Genomic DNA, 19,363 nt, shown 5'->3' with positions numbered 1-19,363 from the left:
AGCCCGCCGCTGGCGGGTTTCTTGTTTGTATCGAGCCCATGTTCAAGAACCTCATCGTCTACCGCATCGGCGAGGGCTGGCAGCCCGACGCCACCCAACTGGCCGACAAGCTGGCCAAGGAACCCTTCCTGTCCTGCGCCCCGACGCAGCCCCTGGCCGTCGGCTGGGCCCCGCCGCGGGACGTCGAGCACGCACCCCTGGTCGAAGTCATCGACGGCCACTGGTTGCTCAAGCTCAAGCGCGAGCAGCGCCTGCTGCCCTCCTCCGTCGTGCAGGAGCGCATCGACGAGCTCGCCGAGCAGATCGAGGCCCAGACCGGCCGCAAACCCGGCAAGAAGGCCAAGAAGGACATGAAGGAGCAGGCCACGCACGAGCTGCTGCCGCGCGCCTTCACCAAGACCTCGGCCACGCGCGTCTGGATCGCGCCGGAGCAGCGCCTGCTGTTCGTCGATGCCGGCTCCGCCAGCCGCGCCGACGAGGTCGTCACGCTGCTGATCCAGGCGGCCGAGGGCCTGTCGTTGCAGCTGGTGCAGACGGCCGAAAGCCCCGCCGCCTGCATGGCCGCGTGGCTGCTGGACGGCGTCACGCCCGAGGGCTTCCAGATCGAGCGCGAATGCGAACTCAAAGGCAGCGATGACGAGAAGCCCGTCGTGCGCTATGCCCGCCACCCGCTGGACATCGACGAGGTCCGCGCCCACCTGACCAGCGGCAAGATGCCGACCCGCCTGGCCCTGAGCTGGAACGACCGCGTTGCCTTCACGTTGACCGAGGGCTTCGCGATCAAGAAGATCAGCTTCCTGGACCTGGCTTTTGAAGGCCGGCCCGAAGCCAGCGGCGACGAGGCCTTCGACGCCGACGCGGCCCTGGCGACCGGCGAACTGGGCCGGCTGATCCCGGCGCTCATCGAAGGCCTGGGCGGCGAGCATGACTTCGCCGCGGCAGGTGCGCCCGCCTCAGCGCCCGCGCCCGCCATCGCCTCTCTGCCGGCGAATGTGCCTGAGGACGCACTCAGTGAGTCACCGCCCTGGTGACACCCCAGGCGTCGGATCGCTTGGGTAGCTTGGCGCGCACCGGCAGGCACGCCACAACGGTGCCGTCAGCCGCCCACGCTCCAGATCAATATTCCCAGAAAATCCGCTGCAGCTCAGCGGTGGTCTGTGGCTTGGTCAGGGCCACGGCGGCCAGGATCTTCGCCTTCTGGGGGTTCAGGTCGTGGGCCACCACCCAGTCGTACTTGTCGTCGGGCTGTTCGGCGTTGCGCAGCACGATGCCGTCAGCCACGCGGCTGGAGCGGATGACCAGCACGCCCTTGTCGCGGATGGACTTGAGCTTGTCCACCGCGTAGTTGGGCACCGAGCCATTGCCCGTGCCGGCGTTGATGATGGCCTTGACGCCCGGCGTGGCCGCGGCGTCGTACAGCGCCATGTTCATGCTGCCCGAGCCGTAGACGATGGACACGTCCGGCAGCGCGTCGATGGTGTCGATGTCGAACTCGGAGTTGACGGTGTGGCGCTTGGCCAGGCTGCGGAACCAGAAGGTCTTGCCCTCGACCACCATGCCCAGCGAACCCCATTGGCTGCCAAAGGCGCTGGTCTTGATGTTCACGCGCTTGGCTGTGTCACGGCCGGACAGGATGTCGTCGGCCATGGTGATCAGCACGCCCTTGCCCTTGGCGCTGGGCGAAGCCGCCACCACCACCGCGTTGTACAGGTTCAGCATGCCGTCGGCCGACATCGCGCTGCCCGGCCGCATCGAACCGACCACCACGATGGGCTTGTCGCTCTTGACCACCAGGTTCAGGAAGAAGGCGGTCTCTTCCAGCGTGTCGGTGCCGTGGGTGACGACCACACCGCCCACTTCCGGGTCCTTCAGCAGCGCGGAAACGCGCTTGCCCAGCGTCACCAGCTTGTCGTTGGTGAAGCTCTCGGAAGCGATCTGGAAGGCTTGCTCGCCGCGCACGTTGGCCACGCTGGCCAGTTCGGGCACACCGGCGATCAGCTTGTCCACCGGCACCTTGGCAGCCTGGTAGGTGGCGCTGTTCAACGCCGAGGCGCCAGCACCGGCGATGGTGCCGCCGGTGGCGACGATCACCACGGTGGGTTTGGCAGTCTGGGCCAGCGCCGGCAAGCCGGCGAAGGCGCTGGCCGCCAGCAGCGCGGCGCAGGCGGCGCGCAGGCCGAAGGTCATGGGTTGCATGCAGGGTTCTCCTCTGGTTGTAAAGAAACCAGCGCGAGTAGATGCGAGAAACGGGTCAGCATGAATACCGATCCGGCATTCGTGCTTTCGGAAGGCGCATGACTCCAGTGCATTGCCCGGCCGGGCCGCGTGCAAAAGCGCTTCAAGAGCCCGGATCAGCAGCGGGGCAGCAACGCGCGCATCGTCGTCTCTTCAGAACCCCATCTTCAGCGTCACCCGCACCGTGCGCGGCTCGGCCGGGTGGACGTGACGGTCGGCCACCGACGCCGCCTCGCCGGGCAGTTGCGACTCGTAGAAGTACTCGATGTCGTTGAGCTTGCGGTCCATCAGGTTGAACACGTCCACCGTCAGCTCGGCCTTGTCCCACAGCTTGCGGCTGACGCGCAGATTCGTCGTCAGCGACGAGCGCGAGCGCACGCTGTTGTCCTCGACCAGCGAGCCCGAGCCGAGGTAACGCCACTGCAGGCTGGCCGACCAGGGACCAAGGTCGCGCAGCGTGACGGCGATCGATCCGACCTTGTCGACGGCATTGGGAATGCGGTTGCCCGCGGGGTCGAAATCGGCAAAACGGGCACGCGTCCAGGCCAGGTCGGCGTCGATGAGCAACCAGGGCACAGGCACATAGCGGTTGTTCCACTCAAGCCCATGACGTTTGCTGGGCCGGGTGGCCTCGGTCGCGCCCGCGTCGCCCACATAGACGAGTTCGGAGTCGAAGTCCAGCTTCCAGATCGCGACCGAACTCTGCAGGCCCGGCACCCATTCGGTCCGTGCACCCAGCTCCAGGCCGCGCGCCGCGACAAGACCCGGCACCTTGTCGACCGCGTCTCCGGTCTTGGGGTCGATGGTGGCCGTCGTGCCACGCGCGTCATTGCTGTGAAAACCGCGGCCCGCGTTGAAGAAGAACTCAGTCTTGGCCCACGGCCCGGCGATCAGCGAGAACTTGGGCGACAGCAGGTGGGCCGAGGCGCTGCCGGAGTTGGGGGCGTTGCTGTAGCTATGCACCTTGAAGCGCGCCTCGTCCGCGCGCAGGCCGACGACGCCGCGCAGCCAGGGCGTCAGCTCGGCCGAGGTCTGGCCGTAGACGCCAAGCTCGGTCTCGCGTACCTCGTCGTCGCGCGTCGTTGCGGTGATGCGGCGCTCTACGGTGTCGTGGAGGCCGACGCGGATGCGGTCATGGCGCAGCTGCAGGCCGATCTCGCTGCGGGCCGGCAGGTCGCCCAGGCGGTGGTCGACGGCGTGGCTGGCGTTCACGCCGTAGACGCTGCGCTTGTCCTGCTGCAGGAACTGGTCGCCGTCATCGGGGCGCTCCAGCGCGTAGGTGAAGTTGGAGAAGAGCTTGAGCCGGTAGTTCATCGCATAGGCCGCGACGTTGGTGGCCTCTGTGCCGGTATTGCGATGCCATTCACCGGACAGGCTGCTGCGGCGCGTCTCGCCGCCGTCGCTCTTGTCGATGGCATCGAAGCGGCCGAAGGGCTGGCCGTTGAAGCTGCCGGCTGTGATGAGACGCTCGGGCACATGGTCGGTCGAGGTCCACCGGGCGTCATAGGTCATCAGGCTCGTGCTCCAGCCCTCGGCGCGCGTGCCACCCGAAAGAATCAGCACACCGTTTGTCTTGCGCAGGTGTTCGGGCAACTGCCACGGCCCGTCGTTGTGCTGCACCTCGATGGCGCCCAGCAGATGCATGTCGCCCAGGTGCGTGAAGCCGGCGCCGACAAAGCGCTGGAACTGGCGCTGGCCCAGCGTCAATGCGGCGAAGCTTTCGTCCAGCGTGTTGCGGTAGGCGATGTCGGCCGAGCCGGCGGCGGCGAAGTCGCCGTTCTTCGCAAAGTACGGGCCCTTGCGGTACTCGATGCGGTCCACCAGTTCGGGAATCAGGAAGTTCAGGTCCGAATAGCCCTGGCCGTGGCCGTGGGACGGCATGTTGACCGGCAGGCCGTTGACGGTGGTGGCGAAGTCGGTGCCATGGTCAAGGTTGAAGCCGCGCAGGAAGTACTGGTTGGCCTTGCCGTCGCCCGAGTGCTGCGTGACGATGAGGCCGGGCACGAACTCCAGCACCTCGCCCGGTCGCAATGCGGGGCGGCTCTTCAGCAGCTCGGCGCGGATGGTGCCCTGCGACGCGGCATCGGTGCTGCCGATGGCGTTGTCGTAATGGCGGCCGGTGATCTCGACCTTTTCAAGCACGGCTGAGGGTTCGGCCCGGGCTGCGGAGGCGGCGAGCAGGCAGGCGACGGCCAGCAGCGTCGGCTGGCAGCGGCAATGTTTGGACATGGGAGTTCTCGGCAAGCCTGTGCGCACGCAGGCACCGCTGGGTCCGGTCAGGACGGGCGGAAGTCAGGGGATCGGATTGGCGCAGCAAGCGCCATGGCACGCGAAGGCGCCTGTCGATCAGCCGCGAGGAGGGGTCAACGGCGGCGCGACGACACGGTCGCGCCAATCGAGGTGGGTCGCGGCAGGGTGATCGCCGCCCTCGCCCATCGGCAAGGTCAAGCCTGCCGGCAGCCAGGCGAGGAAGGCCGTCACAGCGCTCTGGGCGGTGTCGTCAGCCGGATCGCCGACCTCGAGCACGTCGGCGTCGTGCTGGGAGTGATTGTGAAAGACGCCCCCATGCTCGTGCATTTCCGCACCATGCCCATTGCTCAGCACCTGAGAGCGCTTGGAGCCCTGCAGCCGCGGGTCCTGTGCGGCGTGCAGATGGTCCAGCAGGGCGCGCAGTGGCTGGGTCAGGCCCGCCAGCACGGCGTCATGCCGAGTCGCCGTGCCGATATGCACATGCCTGTGACCTTGGAGGCCCGCAACGAGTTGCACCATACCCTGGAGCGGCAACACGACGAGCAGCAGCACCAGGACGGCAGCACGCGTTCGATGGAGCAGCGATGACAGGGTGGATGGCACGGGCGTGATGACGAAGGGACCGAGGCGGACGCAGGCCAGGCGACGCATCTTCGGGCACCAGCATTTCCCGCGTATGACATTCGCTTGCTTGTCCTACGTGGGCCATCGGTGGCCGGATTCACTGAAGGCGTCGCCGCAGCCTGGCAATGACGATCACGCGGCCTGCGCGGTCTCACTCTCGACGGCCCGGAGCTCGTCGACGACCTTGTCGAGGTGGCTCGCCACGTCATGCACCATGGCGTCCACCTCGGCGTCGCGCGCGCCATGCAGGCACCCCCGCTCCAACGCAGCGGCAGCGGCCTGCACCGCATGCATGCCGAGCGTTCCGGACAGGCCCTTGAGGTCATGCGCGGCACGCATGGCGGCGTCGGCGTCGCCCGCACGGCGTGCGGCGTTGAAACGCTGCGCGAAGTCGGCCTCGCGGTCGCGGAACATGCTCAGCACACGGCGGTACAGCACGCCGTTGCCGCCGACATTGGCCAAGCCGCAATGCGCGTCGATGCCGTTCAGTGCCTGCAACGCGTCGGCGCTGCTGTCGTTGCCCACCACCACCAAACCGCTCGGCTTGACCCATTTCGCGAGGGTGGCGAACATCTCATCGACCTTGATCGGTTTGGCGATGTGGTCGTTCATGCCCGCCGCGATGACGGCTTCACGATCGCCGACCATCGCATTGGCGGTCATGGCGATCACGGGCAGCGCCTGCAGCGCCGGCTGCTGGCGCAACGCCCGCGTCGCTGCATAACCGTCCATGACGGGCATCTGGCAGTCCATGAGCACCGCATCAAAACGCTCGCTGGCCAGCTTGCGCAGCGCTTCCTCGCCATTGCCGGCGACGCTGACGACGATACCGGCGCGGCTGAGCAGGTCGACGGCGAGTTCCTGGTTGATCGCGTTGTCCTCGACCAGCAGCACATGGGCACCGGCCAGCGCCTTTCGATGGTCGAGTTGGGCTTCTTCGCGCCGCGCATTGCGCGTGGGGACGGCAAGCGAGCGTCCGAGTGCGGCAGCGCAGGCATCCAGCAAGGTCGAGGGCGTGACCGGCTTGGTCAGCAGCGCGCCGGCCCGCAGCTTGTGCTCGGCCAGGCGCTGCCTCACCTCTTCGCGGCTGAAGGCCGTGGCCAGCATCACCAGCGGTGCCGGGTGGCGCAGCTCGGTCTGCTCGGCCAGCGCCTGCGCACAGGCCACGCCGTCCATGCCCGGCATCTTCCAGTCGAGCAGCAGCAATTGGAAGGGTGCGTCGCCCGCGTCGGCCTGCATCACCCGGTGCAACGCTTCTTCGCCGCCAGCGGCGGTATCGACCTGCAGGCCCAGCGTGCCGCACATCGTCGCGAGCAGCTCGCGCGCGGCGGCGTTGTCGTCGACGACCAGCACACGCGTGCCGCGCAGGCTGGTGTCCATGGCTGCGTCCGCAGCGCCGGGCTGCAACCCGAAATGCAGCTCGAAGTGCAGACGGCTGCCGCGGCCCAGCTCGCTCTCGACGGTGAGCTCGCCGCCCATCAGTTTCACCAGGTGGCGGCTGATCGCCAGCCCGAGGCCGGTGCCGCCATAGCGCCGGCTGGTCGAGGCATCGGCCTGCGTGAAGGGCTGGAACAGGCGTTGCAGTTGTTCAGGGCTCATGCCGATGCCGGAATCACCCACGGTGAAGCGCAGCCGGGCCGATTCGCCGTCCCGTTCCACCATCTTCACGGCGACGATGACCTCGCCACTGTCGCTGAACTTGACGGCGTTGTTGCCCAGGTTGAGCAACACCTGGCCCAGGCGCGATGGGTCGCCCACCAGTGCCCGGGGGACCGCGAGCGGCAAGTCCAGCAGCAGCTCCAGGCCCTTCTCGTCGGCCTTCAGGCCCACCACATTGCTCAGGTTGTCCAGCACGTCGCCAAGGCTGAACGGGATCGTCTCGATGTCGAGCTTGCCGGCTTCGATCTTGGAGAAGTCGAGGATGTCGTTGATGATGACCAGCAGCGATTCCGCCGCCGCATGCGCCTTCTGGATGTAGTTGTGCTGCTGCGGGTTGAGGCCGCTTTGCAGCGCCAGGTGCGACATGCCCAGGATCGCGTTCATCGGCGTGCGGATTTCATGGCTCATGTTGGCCAGGAAGCTGCTCTTGGCCTGGTTGGCAAGCTCGGCGACGTTCTTGGCCTGCTGCGCTTCGCTGTACGCGGCTTCGAGGTCGGCAATCGTGTGGGCCAGGCGGGCCGTCATCGAATTGAAGCTGGTGGCCAGCATGCCGGTCTCGTCGCGCGCTTCGACGGGCGCCTGGGCGGTGAGGTCTCCGGCGGCGATCCGTGCCGCCACCTGGGTCAGGCGCTGCACCGGCCCGACGATGCTGCGCCGAAGCAGGAACGCCAAGGCTGCACCGAATGCCAGCGCAGCCAGGCCACCGACAGCCGTCTGGGCACGCGAGCGGGCCAGGCTGTCCCGAGCCCGCGACAGCTCGGTCTGCAGTTGCGCCTGCTGCTCGGCGGTGATCTGGTGCAGCAGGTCGAGAAGCCCTTGCGCCTGCGGCACGACCTCGGTCCGATACAGGTAGAGGTCCTCGTAGGCACGCGCGCTGTCCTGGATCGTGCGGATGCGCAGGGTCAGCTCGGTCAGCGCGGCCCGCGCCGCTGCGATGCGGTCCAGGTGAGCGCGCTGCGCAGCCGTGAGCAAGGGGCGACGGGCGTAGAGCCCGTCCCACAAGGCCGCATTGGTGACCAGCTGCGAGCTGTACGTCAGCCTGAAGTTGCCTTCGCCCGAGGCGCCGAACGCCATCACGTTGGTGGCCAGCACATCGAACGAACTCTGGAAGGTGAGCATCTCCGCCAGCACTTCGCGGTTCACCGCGTCGGCAGGGCGCGAATTCTGCAACTTGATCATGGCCTCGGTCTCGGCCAGCACACGCACCCGCTGCGCCTGCACGTCCATGCTCGACAGTCGCAGCGCCGGCCGGTTGCGCAAGGTGTCCTCGTGCAGCTCGAACAGCTGTGGCGGCAGGCGTTTCCAGCGCGCGTAACGCTCGTTCAAGGCCTGCACCTGCTTGCGCTCGCCCTCCTCCCAGCCGTCGGCCAATTCCTCCAGTGATGTCAGCGCACTCTCGAACGCCCCGCGTGCCGCGTGGTAGTGCCCGATGTCTTCGCGGTCAGAGAGCACCAGGAAGCCGCGCAGGTGCAGCTGCATGCTCAGCAGCGCCTCCTGCGCCTGGGCCGACGCCCGCGAGGCCGGCGCCCGCAGGCCTTCGCTGATTTCGATGTCCCGGCTGGCGTTGCGGCCCGCCAGGATGGCGAGTGCCACCACCAGCAGCGTCAGCCCGACGAGGACCCCGACGCCGACGGTCAGCTTGGTGCCGATGCCCAGTGACGCTACCCGGAAATTCCAGCGCATGCCCGTGATCAATAGCCCAGTGAAGTTCGATACGCCTCTCGTTGCCGCTCGCGGCCGAGCCGGATCGTGATCTCTTCGAAATCGACGGCAGCGGCCTCGAGCGCTTCTGCCGGACTCAATTGACCGGCCGCCGCCTGCATGAGGCGCAGATCCAGCGCCAGCACATAGCTGTAGGTTCCAGGGATTCGCAGGTAGGGGATCTGCTGCTTGTTGCTGAAAGTGCGTTCGAACGCGCTGAGATAGTCGCGGACGTCGGCCGGGTCCCAGTTCGCTCGCAGATACGGCGCCAGGCTGCCCGTGCCTTCAGGCGGCAGCATCTGGGATTTGCGCCCCGGATCGACGCCGTCCCAGCCCCGCGCCGCATAGACCTGCGACTTCTCCTTCGCCGCCAGCAGCGCCAGCAGGAAGTACGCGGCCTCGGGCACCTTCGAATACTTGGAAATCACGCCGGCCCAGGAAGCGCCGCTGGTATTACCGACCTGGTTGACGCCTGCGGTGCTGGTCCATTTGCCCCGCGCTATGTCGTAGTACGCGTGCGTTCCGGGCGCCGGCGCAGCGCCAGTCTTGCCCCTGACCTTGCTGCCCTGTTGTTGAGCCAGCGCGCCGAGGTCGCCCCAGGTGAGCGCAAACGCCGCGCGGCCCGCCAGGAAATGGTCCCAGCCACGGCCATGGTTCCAGGTCAGCATTTCGCGCGGGCCGAACTTCACCAGTTCAACGAACAACTCGAGGGCGCGCACGTGGCCGGGGCTCTTGATCAGCGGCTCCATCGTCTGCGGGTCGAACCAGTACAGCCGCGCATTGGTGGGGCCGATGACGAAGGAGGCCGACAGCGTCATGTAATTGAACATGCCCTGACTGCCCGGCTGCAGCGCCAGCACGATGCCGTGATCCGGCGTGCCATCGCCATTCATGTCCTGGCCGTTGAAGTACTCGACCTCGTCGCGCAACTGCGCCCAGGTCTGCGGCACCGCCAGCGGGTAGCCGTACTTCTGCCTGAACGCCGCCTGGTGCCGCGGGTGATTCAGCAGGTCGCGCCGGTAGTACAGCACCTGACCGTCGTGGTCGTAGGCGACCATGTACTTCTTGCCGCCGTAGGACAGCAGGGTGCGCGGGCCGGGCAGTACGTCGTCGATGTCCCACTTCGGAAATCGCGGGTCGTTGTAGAACTTCTCATACGACAGCAGGTGCCCGCCAGCCACCATGTCGCCGACCCACCAGGCAGCGGCGATCGACGCGTCGTACTTGCCGGTGTGGTTGGTCATGTCCGAGATGATGGTCGGGTAGTGCTCCACACCGGCCAAGCGCACGATGTCGAGTTGAGCACCGGTGGCCGCCTCGAACTCCTGCTTCACTTCGAGCAGCGCCACGCTGATCGCGCTCTTGGTGGCGATCACCGTCACCTTCTGACCCGCAAACAGGCACGTACCCGGCGCGCAGGCTGGCAGCACACGCGGCACGGGGACATCGTTGGCCTGGCCAACCGTGACGGTGGTGCTCTCGGGCCTGACGGGCGCGTTGGCCTCCGGGCCGTCAGCGGCCTGTGCCAGCGGGATCCAGCCGGTCAACAGCACCAGGCATGCACCCATGAGCCTGCTCAGAGTCATGTCGCCTCCATGAGGCCGGGGGTGCGTCGACATCCGAGGGCCTTGCGCAATCCACCGAATCGGGCCAAGCCGTGCTCACCAACCTCGATCCCACTCTATTCCACATCTCCAGTCCGCGGATTGGTGTTTGGCCGTACCGGCCCCTGTGCCGCTCGAGTCACCAATCCTGGGTCAGCGTCAGGCGAACATTGCGGCCAAACAGCGGTCGGCCATAGATGGCATCGGCCGAACCCTGCCCGGCCACCGCATCGGCGCGCGGGTTGCCTTCGGTCAGGCCCTTGGCGTTGGTGGCGTTGTCCACCATCAACTGCACGGTGGTGCCGCCCCTGCTGGCCGACGTGCCCAGCGCCAGGGTCTGGTAGGCCGGCAGCGCCGTCGTGTTCTGCAGATCGACGTAGCGCCTTCCGGTGAAGTTGAAGCGGGCGTAGGCGCTGGCCTGCCAGTCCGCCACGGCGAAGTGGACAGTGGGACGGATATTGCCCCAGGCCTTGGGCTGGCGAATGGGCAACTTGCCTTCGGTCGTCAGTGACTGGTTGCCTGCAGCGCTGACCATGTTGCCGGACTTGGCCGGGCTGTAGGTCGCAGCGCCGTCCAACGTGAAACTTGAAATGAGGCGCCACGAGAATTCGAACTCCACGCCAGGGCTCTTCACGTCGCCGATGAAGACCTGATTCGTGATGGTTCCAGTGGCGGGGTTGATTTCGGCCACCGTCGTCGCAAAGGGCTTGAACTGGCTCAGGAAGACGGTGGCGAAAGCCGAGAACGGCTCGGTCGAGTACTTCAAGCCGGCCTCGTACTGCTTGGCCTTGGTCGTCGTCGGCGCAGCGAATGTGTAGACGTTGATTTCGCCCGGCAGACGGTAGGCCACGGAGGCGCGCGCATACACGCCCATGGCTCGCGTGAGCTCCTGATTGACACCGACGGTCCAGGAAGTCGGGTGGCCGTCAATCGGGCGCGGGGCGTTGACGCCGGTGTAACCCAGCGTCGAGTTGTCGGCCAGGGTGGCGGCGTTGCCCAGGTCGTACCGGGCCGTGTTCTTGCTGTAGCCGTCACCCTTGTAGCCGCTGCGCCGGACACCGAAATCCAGCGCAGTCTGCGGCGCCGGCTTCCAGGTGTCGGCAAGGTAGACCGATGTCTGGGTGACCGTGGACTCGCCGCCGATCAGCGTGGACGAGTAGCGCAGCACGCCGTTGTCGGTGACGCGGCCCAGCACGGCGCCGCCGGCGTCATAGGCGACCAGGTCCAGCGGCCGGGGCTTGCCGGCCAACTCCAGCAGCAAGTCCTGGAAGCGCAGGTTCATCGTGGACTTGTAGCGCGACAGCAGCAGGCCGCCAGTCAGGCTGTGCCGGCCTGCAAGTTCAAAGTCACGGGTCACGCGCAGGTCGTTGGCGATGGTGTTGAAGTCGTTCTGGATCGAGCGGTAGCCCGCCTGCGCGACCAGACCCGATGCGCCGTACGGGTCGTAGGCCGCGGACTGGCCGGCGTAGGTGTAGCCCAGGCGATTGACGCCGGCACCGAACGCCGCGCGTGAGGCAGTCAGGAAGCTGGCGGCAAAGGTGTTGGCGTCCGCCGGGTTGACGGTCGAGTACAAGGCATCGAAGTCGAGTTTGCCTTTCGTCAGCCTCAGCTTCTCGCTGAGCTGCCATCCACCCAGATTGAGGTTGAGATCCACGCCGGTGTTGAAGTAGCGCAGGTGCCGGCCGTTGGACAGGTCACGCGATTCGGTGGCACTGCCCGCGCCGCCCACGGTCGGGTAGATGAATTTGACGTTGCGCAGATACGGCGAATTCAGCGTGCCCTTGAAGTAGTCGATGTAGGGGTTCAGCGACTTGGACGGATCGCGCGGGTCTGCCACGGGAATAGGCAGCAGGAACACATTGCTGTCGTCGAAGACTTTGGCAAAAAACCTGGCCTCACCGTTGTCCAGCCTGTGCCGGATGTTCAGCCGCAACTGGCCGCCGGTGTCGCTGGGAAAGCCGTTGTCACGGTAGCCCCGGTGCTTGCGGTAGAAGCCGCCGAAGGCGTAGTAGGTCCGGTCGGCCAGCTTGCCGGAGGCGAAGCCGTCGAAGCGATACAGGCCGGTGTCGCCCAGCGTGAGCCGGGCGCCGTGCTCCGCCACTTCACCGCCCTGGCGCGTGATCAGGTTGAGGATGGCGGCCGCGTTGTCCGCAAATATCGGCGCTGGCCCGCCACGGACGACTTCGACGTTCTGGGTCATCAGGTCCGGGCGCACCATGACGTCGCCCTTGAAGAAGTACCCGTCGTTCTCCCCGTAGATGAGCATGCCGTCTTCCTGGAACGTGAAGAAGTTCGACTCGTTCGGAATGCCGCGCACGCGATAAATGTTCTGGGCCTCGCCGCCGGTGGCTTCGGCCTGCACACCCGGCACCTGGCCGAGGAGATCCGCCGTGTTCAGCGGCCCGAGCTTGTCGATGTCCGAAGATGACAGGCTCGAAACGGCGTAAGACGTGTCGAACTTGCGGCGGGCCACACCCGTGCCGGTGACCACCATCCGATCCAGGCTCAGGCGGTTGGCAGCCTGGGGCGTCGACGGGGCTGTCGCTGCGGACGAGGGGGCGCTGGCGGCAGGTCCAGCGCTCAAGGGCGTGTCCTGCGCGTGTGCGGCGACGACCATCGCTAGAGTGGCTAGCGCGACTACTGTCTGCGGGAGCCTCGGGCGGAGCGTTGGAGCGTGTTTCACGTTGTCTCCAGATGTATCGCCGAACTCTTGCAGTGTAGGCACGCGAGAGTCGGACCGCCACACCAGGATGGCGGGGCCATCGCGCCCGCCTCAAGCCACGCCGTTGCCTGGCGTCGCCAGCCGCTCCTTAGCTGTCGACCGCGCCCCAGCGCGTGAACGGGTTCACCGCCAGGTTGGCATTGACGTAACGGCCGTCGCCGGTCACTTCGGCACCCAGCCAGTCAGGCCGGGCAAAGACCTGGCCCTCGGCTGCCAGTTCGATCTCCGCGACCACGAGGCCGGCGTTGGCTCCCAGGAATTCGTCAACCTCCCAGGTCATGCCCTCATGCGGGCACAGGTGGCGGATCTTCTCGACGAGCGGGCCATCGCACAGCGCCAGCAGCTGTCGGGCGTCAGTGAGCGGAATCTCGTACTCGAACTCGGCCCGCGTGGCCCCCTGGGTCGCACCCTTGATGGTCAGGAAGGCCTGTTCACCGGCGATGCGCACGCGCACCGTGCGGGCCGGGTCACGGCTCAGATAGCCCTGGCTGAAGCGGGTCTGCGCCGCGGCCGGCTGGCGCCAGCCGTCGCCGGTGACGAGGAACTTGCGTTCGATCTCAATGCCCATCGCTCATTCCCCACGCGCCGCGGCCTCGCGCAGCTTGTCCTTCTTGCTCTTGCGCGTCGTGCTCTTGATGCCGCCGATGGCCTGGGCTTCGGTGGCGACTGCCCCGGGCTCGAAGCCCTCCAGCCGCTCGCGTGGCACGCGCTGGCCCTGGCGCTTCTCGATGAGGCGGAAGTGGCTCTCGGCGTTCTCGGCGCTGTCTGCGCAGATGAAGCTGACTGCCACCCCGGTGGCGCCGGCGCGACCGGTGCGGCCGATGCGGTGGGTGTAGTCGGCGGCCGAGCGCGGCAGCTCGTAGTTGACGACCGCGTCCAGCGCATCGACGTGCAGGCCGCGGGCGGCGACGTCGGTCGCGACAAGCACCTTGACGCTGCCGTTCTTCAGCGCCGCCAGCACGTCGCTGCGTGCACCCTGGCTCAGCTCGCCATGCAAGGCGCCGGCCTTGAAGCCATGGGCGAAAAGCTTGTCCGATACGAGCTCGGCCGTGTAGCGGCTGGCGACGAAGACCAGCGCGCGATCCCAGGCCTCATCCTTGAGCAGTTGCCGCAGTGCGGGCAGGCGCTGGGCGCGGTCGAGCTGGATGGCACGCTGCGTGATCTGCGGCGGCGCTTCCTGGATGGCTATTCGCACCGGCTCGCGCAGCAACTGCTCGGCCAGCCCCTGCACGGCAGGCGGGCAGGTGGCGGAGAACAGCAGGGTCTGGCGCCGTGCGGGCACCAGCGCCAGCACGCGCTGCAACTCGTCGGCAAAGCCGGCGTTGAGCAGCCGGTCGGCTTCGTCCAGCACCAGGCATTCCACGCCGGCCAGCGTGAGGCCGTTGTGGTCGATCAAGTCCAGCAGGCGGCCCGGCGTGGCCACCATCACGTCGCAGCCGCCGCGCAGCGCCATCAGCTGAGGGTTGATGGACACGCCGCCAAAGGCCAGCGCCACCTTGGGCCGGTGCATCAGCAGCGCGGCGACGTTGCGCATCAGCTCGGCCGTCTGGGCGGCCAGCTCACGCGTCGGCGCCAGCACCAACGCACGCGGGCCTGGGCGAGGCGGCGCGGCGACCAGGCGTTGCAGCAGCGGCAGCACAAAGGCAGCGGTCTTGCCGGAGCCGGTCTGCGCCAGCGCGAGCACGTCGGCACCGGCCAGGATGGGAGGCAACGCAGCTGACTGCACGGCGGTCGGCGCGTGATAGCCCTGTTCGCGCACAGCGCGTAGCAGAGCGGGCGAGAGGCCCAGGGAAGAAAAGGACATGCGCGATTGTCGCGGTCAGAACAACTTCTGCTGATCGCCCGCGAGTTGGCCGACGGCGCGGGCCTCGATGAGCAGCATGCGCCGCTTGGTCTCCACGCCGCCCGGCGCCGAGAATCCCGTGGGCTCGCCGCCTGCGCCCATCACGCGGTGGCAGGGCACGATGGGCGGAAACGGGTTGTCGCCCTCGGCGCGGCCGACCGCGCGCGCCGCACCGGGCTGGCCGAGGGCCGTGGCGATCTCGCCGTAGGTGCGGGTCTGCCCGGGCGGGATGGCGCGGGTCAGCGCATGCACCTGGCGGCGGAACTCGGGGATGCCGCGCTCGTCGAGGGCGATGTCACTCAGGTCACGCGCCTCGCCGGCCAGCAGTGCGCGAATGCCATCGACGGCATGGGCGATGTGGGCGGGCAGCTCCGTCGTCAGTTCGGCGGTGGGATGTCGGCGCTTCAGTCGCGCCGGGCTGGCATCAGGCAGCAGAGAAGCGACGATGCCGCGCTCGCTCCAGACAACGCCGCAGCGGCCCAGTGCCGTGTCAAAACTGTGGCTCCACAAGGCCTCGTCCAGAGGCAGGACCGGGCCGATGTCAGGGTCGTCGACAAAATCGCTCACGTTGTTCGGTCGGTGCTTGCAGCAGGGTCTTGAAATAGTAGCCAAGCATGCCATTGACGCGGGCTCGGCCGGCATCGTCCAGCCACGTGTCGACACGTGAACGCCAGACGGCGGCGCAGGCTCCGGGATGCAGGCCCTGGTCGGCGCAGTCCAGCAGGGCCTCGAAGCCGCCGCGCCAACGTTCGAAGTCCGCGCGACTCATGACCGGACCGTGGCCGGGTACCAGGCGCTGGAAAGGCTGGGCGGAGAGGCGTGCCAGCGCCTCGCGCCAGGCGGGTGGGCAGGCGGTGTCCATGAAGGGCACCGGCAGCGTGACAAGGTCGCCAGCGGCCAGTGTGCCGGTGGCCGCGTCCAACACCCACAAGTCGCCACCGCTGACGGCGGTTTCGATGCCGATCTGCAGGCGGCGGCCGGCGATGGTCCGGGCCGAGGCTGTCCCAATCTCACGATCGGGGCGCAGGGCCGCAGCCTGGTTCAGCAGTTCGAGGTCAACGCGCATGACGGCCGCCTGATCGGCCGGTGCCGTGGGAATGGCCTCCATCAGCTGGCGGCGGTAGCGGTCCAGCCAGCCATCGGCCGCCAGCGCCTTCGCTACCGCGGGCGACGCCCAGGCTTCAAGCCCAGGCCTTTGCGAACGCAACCAGGCGTTGCCGCCGAGGTGGTCGAGGTGCCAATGCGTGTTCAGCACCGCCCTCACCTGCCCGCCCGCCGCCGCGAGCGCCGCTTCGGCATGAGCGCGGTGGCGGCCGCTGTCGATCAGCAGCCAGCCCTGATCGCCCTGCAGCAGCAGGCTGTTGCCGTCGGGCTGGCGGCCAGCCTCGAAACCACCGGGCACCAGGACGACGCCGAGCGCGAGCGGCTGCGCCGTCACCGCCGCCGCGGCGGCCAGGCACAGCACGGCGGCCCACGCGCGCCGCAGTTTCGTCATGGCGAGTTCTCGCGCACACCCTGGTCACCATAGAGCTGCATCGTCACCGCGCCGGCCTCACCGCGCTGGAAGCCAACGCGCACGCCGGTGGGATGGATGAACTGCAGCGGCACGCCATCGGCGGCGATGGGCGTCAGCGCCAGACGGTCACCGTTGGGAAACACCAGGGTCAGCTGCGCCTTGGCCTGTTCAATCTGCACGCGCACCCCCATGGCGGCGAACAGGTAGCGCCCAGCGAGGCCTTGCAGAGCCGCCTCGTCCACGGCAGCCCGGCGCACGCGCGTCTCGCGGAACTGCGTCCAGCCATAGGCGCGTGACACGGCCGCCAGCAGTTCAGCGCTCAGCGCCCGGCCCGCATCGGCGTTAGCCAGGTAGACGACACCATCACCCGTGTGCAGGTTGATGGCCATGCCGGCGTTGTAGCCCGTCGTGCCGCCGTAGTGGACGAGGACCTGCTGTTCCCCTTCGCCGATAAGCCTGAATCCATAGAGGTGCCCCTCGACGGGCGTGTCCAGCAGCGCGCGCATGCTGGACTTGCGGAACACCTGGCTGCGGCCCTGCCAGCCCTTGCGCAGTTCCGTCAGCAGCGTGGCGAGGTCGCCCGCGTCGGACCACAGGCCGGCCGCGGCGCTTTCGGGCAGGTGCAGCCAGCCGCCCGGTACCGGCGCGGCGTCGCCCTGGTGGCCGGCCGCCACATCGCCACCGGCGCTTTGGCGCTGCAGTGCGAACGTGGCATGGCGCAGGCCAAGCGGCTGGAACAGCCAGCGCTGCATCAGCGGCTCGAAGGCCAGCTTCTGGCTGTCCTGCATGGCGATCTGGGCCAGCGTGTAGCCGCCGCCGGAATAGCGCAGCTGCTCGCCGGGCGGCAGCACGACCTCGGGCCGCGGCGTGTTCGTGCCCGGTGCCGCGGTCGCCACCTCCAACACTGTCGGCACGGGGCCGGCCTGGGCGTAGCCGGGGTAGCCCCCCGGCGTGATGCCCGCGGTGTGCGCGAGCAGCCCGCGCAACGTGACGGGGTGATCGGGCGTCTGCCGGCCCGCAGGCAGGCGCAGCGACGTGAGCAGGCCGTTGACGTCGCGGTCCCAGTCCAGCCGGCCAGCGTCCTGCAGGCGCAGCGCGGCAAGCACCGTGACGGGCTTGGCCAGTGAGCCGGCCTGGAACAGCGTGGCGCAACTGACAGCCGGCGCCTGCATCGCACGGCGGCCGTACACGGCCACCCAGTCCACCTCACCGCCGCGCAGCACCGCCACGGCCAGGCCGGGCACGCCGTGCTCGGCCATGCGAGCGGCCAGCGTCCGCGGCTGCTCTTCGCCGTCGAACACCACCGCAGGCAGCAGGCCCTGCTCGACGGCTTGCCGGCGGGCGGCAGCGCCCGGCTGTTCTTTGCAGGGTGCGGCATGGGCACTGCCCGCCACGGCGAGGCACAGCGCCAGGGCGGCGGTTCGGGTCATGGAAGGATGCATGCTCACATGCTCGCCGAGGGCCGCGCCGCGGCCGGTCGTCATGCCGCGACCGACGTGCCTTGCACACGCGCCGCGTTGGCGCGCTCGGCCACCTCACGCGGCGGCAGGGTCTTCAGGCGATGGTCGCTCCAGACCTGGCGCCAGCGGCGTGCGCCGGGCGTGCCGTTCCACAGGCCGAGCGCGTGGCGCATCGCATGGGACCAGGAGCGGCCAGCGGCATGCACGCGATCCAGGTAATCCAGCCAGGCGTCTTCGACCTGCTCGCGCGACGCCGCCGGGTCAGGCTGGCCGAAGAAGCGCGAGTCCCACTGCGCCATGCTCCAGGGCTCGTGATAGGCCTCGCGGCCGATCATGACGCCGTCCAGCACGGCCAGCTGCTCGGCGATCTGGTCCGGCGTCTTCAGGCCGCCGTTGATGGCGATGGTCAGCTGCGGGAATTCGCGCTTGAGCTGCTCCACCAGCTCGTAGCGCAGCGGTGGGATCTCGCGGTTTTCCTTCGGAGAAAGGCCCTGCAGCCAGGCATTGCGGGCATGCACGATGAAGACTTCGCAGCCGGCCTCGGCAACGGTGGCGACGAAGTCGCGGACGAAGTCGTAGCTCTCAATCTTGTCGATGCCGATGCGGTGCTTGACGGTGACCGGCAGCGAGGTGGCATCGCGCATGGCCTTGACGCAGTCGGCCACCAGCTGGGGTTCGGCCATCAGGCAGGCCCCGAAGGCGCCCTTCTGCACTCGCTCGCTGGGGCAGCCGCAGTTCAGGTTGACCTCGTCATAGCCCCAGCGCTCGGCAAGCCTGGCGCAGGCGGCCAAGTCGGCGGGATCGCTGCCACCCAGCTGCAGCGCGACCGGGTGTTCGGTGTCGTTGAAGTCGAGATGGCGCGGCTGGTCGCCATGCAGCAAGGCGCCGGTCGTCACCATCTCGGTGTAGAGCAGCGCATGGCGGGTGATGAGCCGATGGAAATGGCGGCAATGGCGATCGGTCCAGTCCATCATCGGCGCGACGGACAGGCGCCAGGGAGAAAAAGCAGTCACGCAGCGGATTATCCCGGCCCGCAAATGGCAACGCCCGCGTCGGGCTGACGCGGGCGTTGAGAAATGCTGAACCGTGAGGGCTTAGCGGTTGCGGCGGCGGGACACGCCAACGCCCGCCAGGGCGGCCGCCATCACCAGGGCCAGGCTGGCCGGCTCGGGCACGGTGCCGGGGGCGGCGCTGAACTCGACCAGATAGCCGTTGATCTGGCCAGCATTGCCCGGGCCGCCGTGGTCGTTCCAGCCCATGACGGCGCCGAAGTTGGTCTGCAGGTAGTTCTCGCCACCGCAGCAGTTGTTCGGCTCGCCCGGATTCCAGCTGGTGTAGGTCAAGGCCTGGCCGTTCTCGGGACCATCACGCCAGGTGAAAGTGCCTTCATTGCCGGCGTCCGAAGCGCCCAGCCATGCCAGGATGCCACCGGCCACGGTGACGGAAGCGAAGCGGTTTTCGCCGGCGCTGGTGATGGTGGCCAGGTAGCCGGTCATGCCCAGATAGCTCGCGCTCTGGGCCGCCGTGAAGGCATCGTCCCAGCTGACGTTGGCGTCGAAGAACTCGTAGTAGTGGTCATTGCCGCCGGAGGCGGAGTCCCACAGCACGGGCGCTGCGTTGGCAGCCTGGCCGAACAGGCCGCTGGCCAGCAGGGCGGTCATGAGCACTTTGCGCATCGATGTCTCCGTCAGAACGTGAAAAATTTTCGCGAGTGTCTGGAGATGTCCCTGCCGGGCCAACCCCCATTCG

General features: G+C 68.0%; 14 protein-coding genes. 1 reads left to right on the top strand and 13 read right to left on the bottom strand.

All coding sequences use genetic code 11. The annotated features are described in order from the left end of the window. The first annotated feature begins 38 nt into the window (after positions 1-38). Positions 39-1,031 (top strand): recombination-associated protein RdgC, encoded by a 993-nt coding sequence (locus ASC91_RS11760; RefSeq protein ID WP_056196754.1) that lies wholly within the window; start codon positions 39-41, stop codon positions 1,029-1,031. 85 nt (positions 1,032-1,116) lie between these two features. Here ASC91_RS11760 and ASC91_RS11755 read toward each other — a convergent pair whose 3' ends face one another. The 13 genes from ASC91_RS11755 to ASC91_RS11695 form a co-directional block, all read right to left on the bottom strand. Beyond that, on the bottom strand, positions 1,117-2,187 hold the full coding sequence (locus ASC91_RS11755) for a type II asparaginase (protein WP_235531977.1): 1,071 nt from the start codon (positions 2,185-2,187) through the stop codon (positions 1,117-1,119). A gap of 201 nt (positions 2,188-2,388) precedes the next feature. Beyond that, a complete protein-coding gene (locus ASC91_RS11750; protein WP_056196748.1) occupies positions 2,389-4,464 on the bottom strand; it encodes a TonB-dependent receptor in 2,076 nt (691 codons plus the stop codon). Positions 4,465-4,581: 117 nt separating this feature from the next. After that, positions 4,582-5,136, bottom strand: coding sequence for a hypothetical protein (locus ASC91_RS11745; RefSeq protein WP_056196745.1), 555 nt, complete (start codon positions 5,134-5,136; stop codon positions 4,582-4,584). 105 nt (positions 5,137-5,241) lie between these two features. Next, positions 5,242-8,451: a response regulator gene (locus ASC91_RS11740; protein WP_157281476.1), complete on the bottom strand. Its 3,210-nt coding sequence runs from the start codon at positions 8,449-8,451 to the stop codon at positions 5,242-5,244. A gap of 8 nt (positions 8,452-8,459) precedes the next feature. Beyond that, positions 8,460-10,055: an ABC transporter substrate-binding protein gene (locus ASC91_RS11735; protein WP_200955262.1), complete on the bottom strand. Its 1,596-nt coding sequence runs from the start codon at positions 10,053-10,055 to the stop codon at positions 8,460-8,462. Between the two features lie 157 nt (positions 10,056-10,212). Then, the gene (locus ASC91_RS11730) at positions 10,213-12,657 is read right to left on the bottom strand and encodes a TonB-dependent receptor (protein WP_162247775.1); all 2,445 of its coding nucleotides are present in this window, start codon (positions 12,655-12,657) and stop codon (positions 10,213-10,215) included. A 226-nt stretch (positions 12,658-12,883) separates the two neighbouring features. Continuing rightward, positions 12,884-13,363, bottom strand: coding sequence for a CYTH domain-containing protein (locus ASC91_RS11725; RefSeq protein ID WP_056196735.1), 480 nt, complete (start codon positions 13,361-13,363; stop codon positions 12,884-12,886). Between the two features lie 3 nt (positions 13,364-13,366). Next, the gene (locus ASC91_RS11720) at positions 13,367-14,599 is read right to left on the bottom strand and encodes a DEAD/DEAH box helicase (RefSeq protein ID WP_082532614.1); all 1,233 of its coding nucleotides are present in this window, start codon (positions 14,597-14,599) and stop codon (positions 13,367-13,369) included. Between the two features lie 15 nt (positions 14,600-14,614). Beyond that, a complete protein-coding gene (locus ASC91_RS11715; RefSeq protein ID WP_235531961.1) occupies positions 14,615-15,205 on the bottom strand; it encodes a methylated-DNA--[protein]-cysteine S-methyltransferase in 591 nt (196 codons plus the stop codon). Further along, a complete protein-coding gene (locus ASC91_RS11710; RefSeq protein ID WP_056196733.1) occupies positions 15,180-16,133 on the bottom strand; it encodes an MBL fold metallo-hydrolase in 954 nt (317 codons plus the stop codon). The genes ASC91_RS11715 and ASC91_RS11710 overlap by 26 nt, the downstream gene beginning before the upstream one ends. Further along, positions 16,130-17,584, bottom strand: coding sequence for a serine hydrolase (locus ASC91_RS11705; RefSeq protein ID WP_162247774.1), 1,455 nt, complete (start codon positions 17,582-17,584; stop codon positions 16,130-16,132). Before ASC91_RS11705 ends, ASC91_RS11710 begins: the two co-directional genes overlap by 4 nt. A 50-nt stretch (positions 17,585-17,634) precedes the next feature. Next, complete coding sequence (gene dusA, locus ASC91_RS11700; protein WP_056196727.1) at positions 17,635-18,588, bottom strand: tRNA dihydrouridine(20/20a) synthase DusA; 954 nt, start codon at positions 18,586-18,588, stop codon at positions 17,635-17,637. A gap of 120 nt (positions 18,589-18,708) precedes the next feature. Then, on the bottom strand, positions 18,709-19,290 hold the full coding sequence (locus ASC91_RS11695) for a lectin-like protein (protein ID WP_056196723.1): 582 nt from the start codon (positions 19,288-19,290) through the stop codon (positions 18,709-18,711). Positions 19,291-19,363: the final 73 nt, after the last annotated feature.

The organism is Pelomonas sp. Root1237 (assembly GCF_001425055.1).
GTDB lineage: Bacteria > Pseudomonadota > Gammaproteobacteria > Burkholderiales > Burkholderiaceae_C > Pelomonas.
The sequence above is the reverse complement of the archived record's forward strand: the minus strand, read 5'-3'. Positions and strand labels throughout refer to the sequence as shown.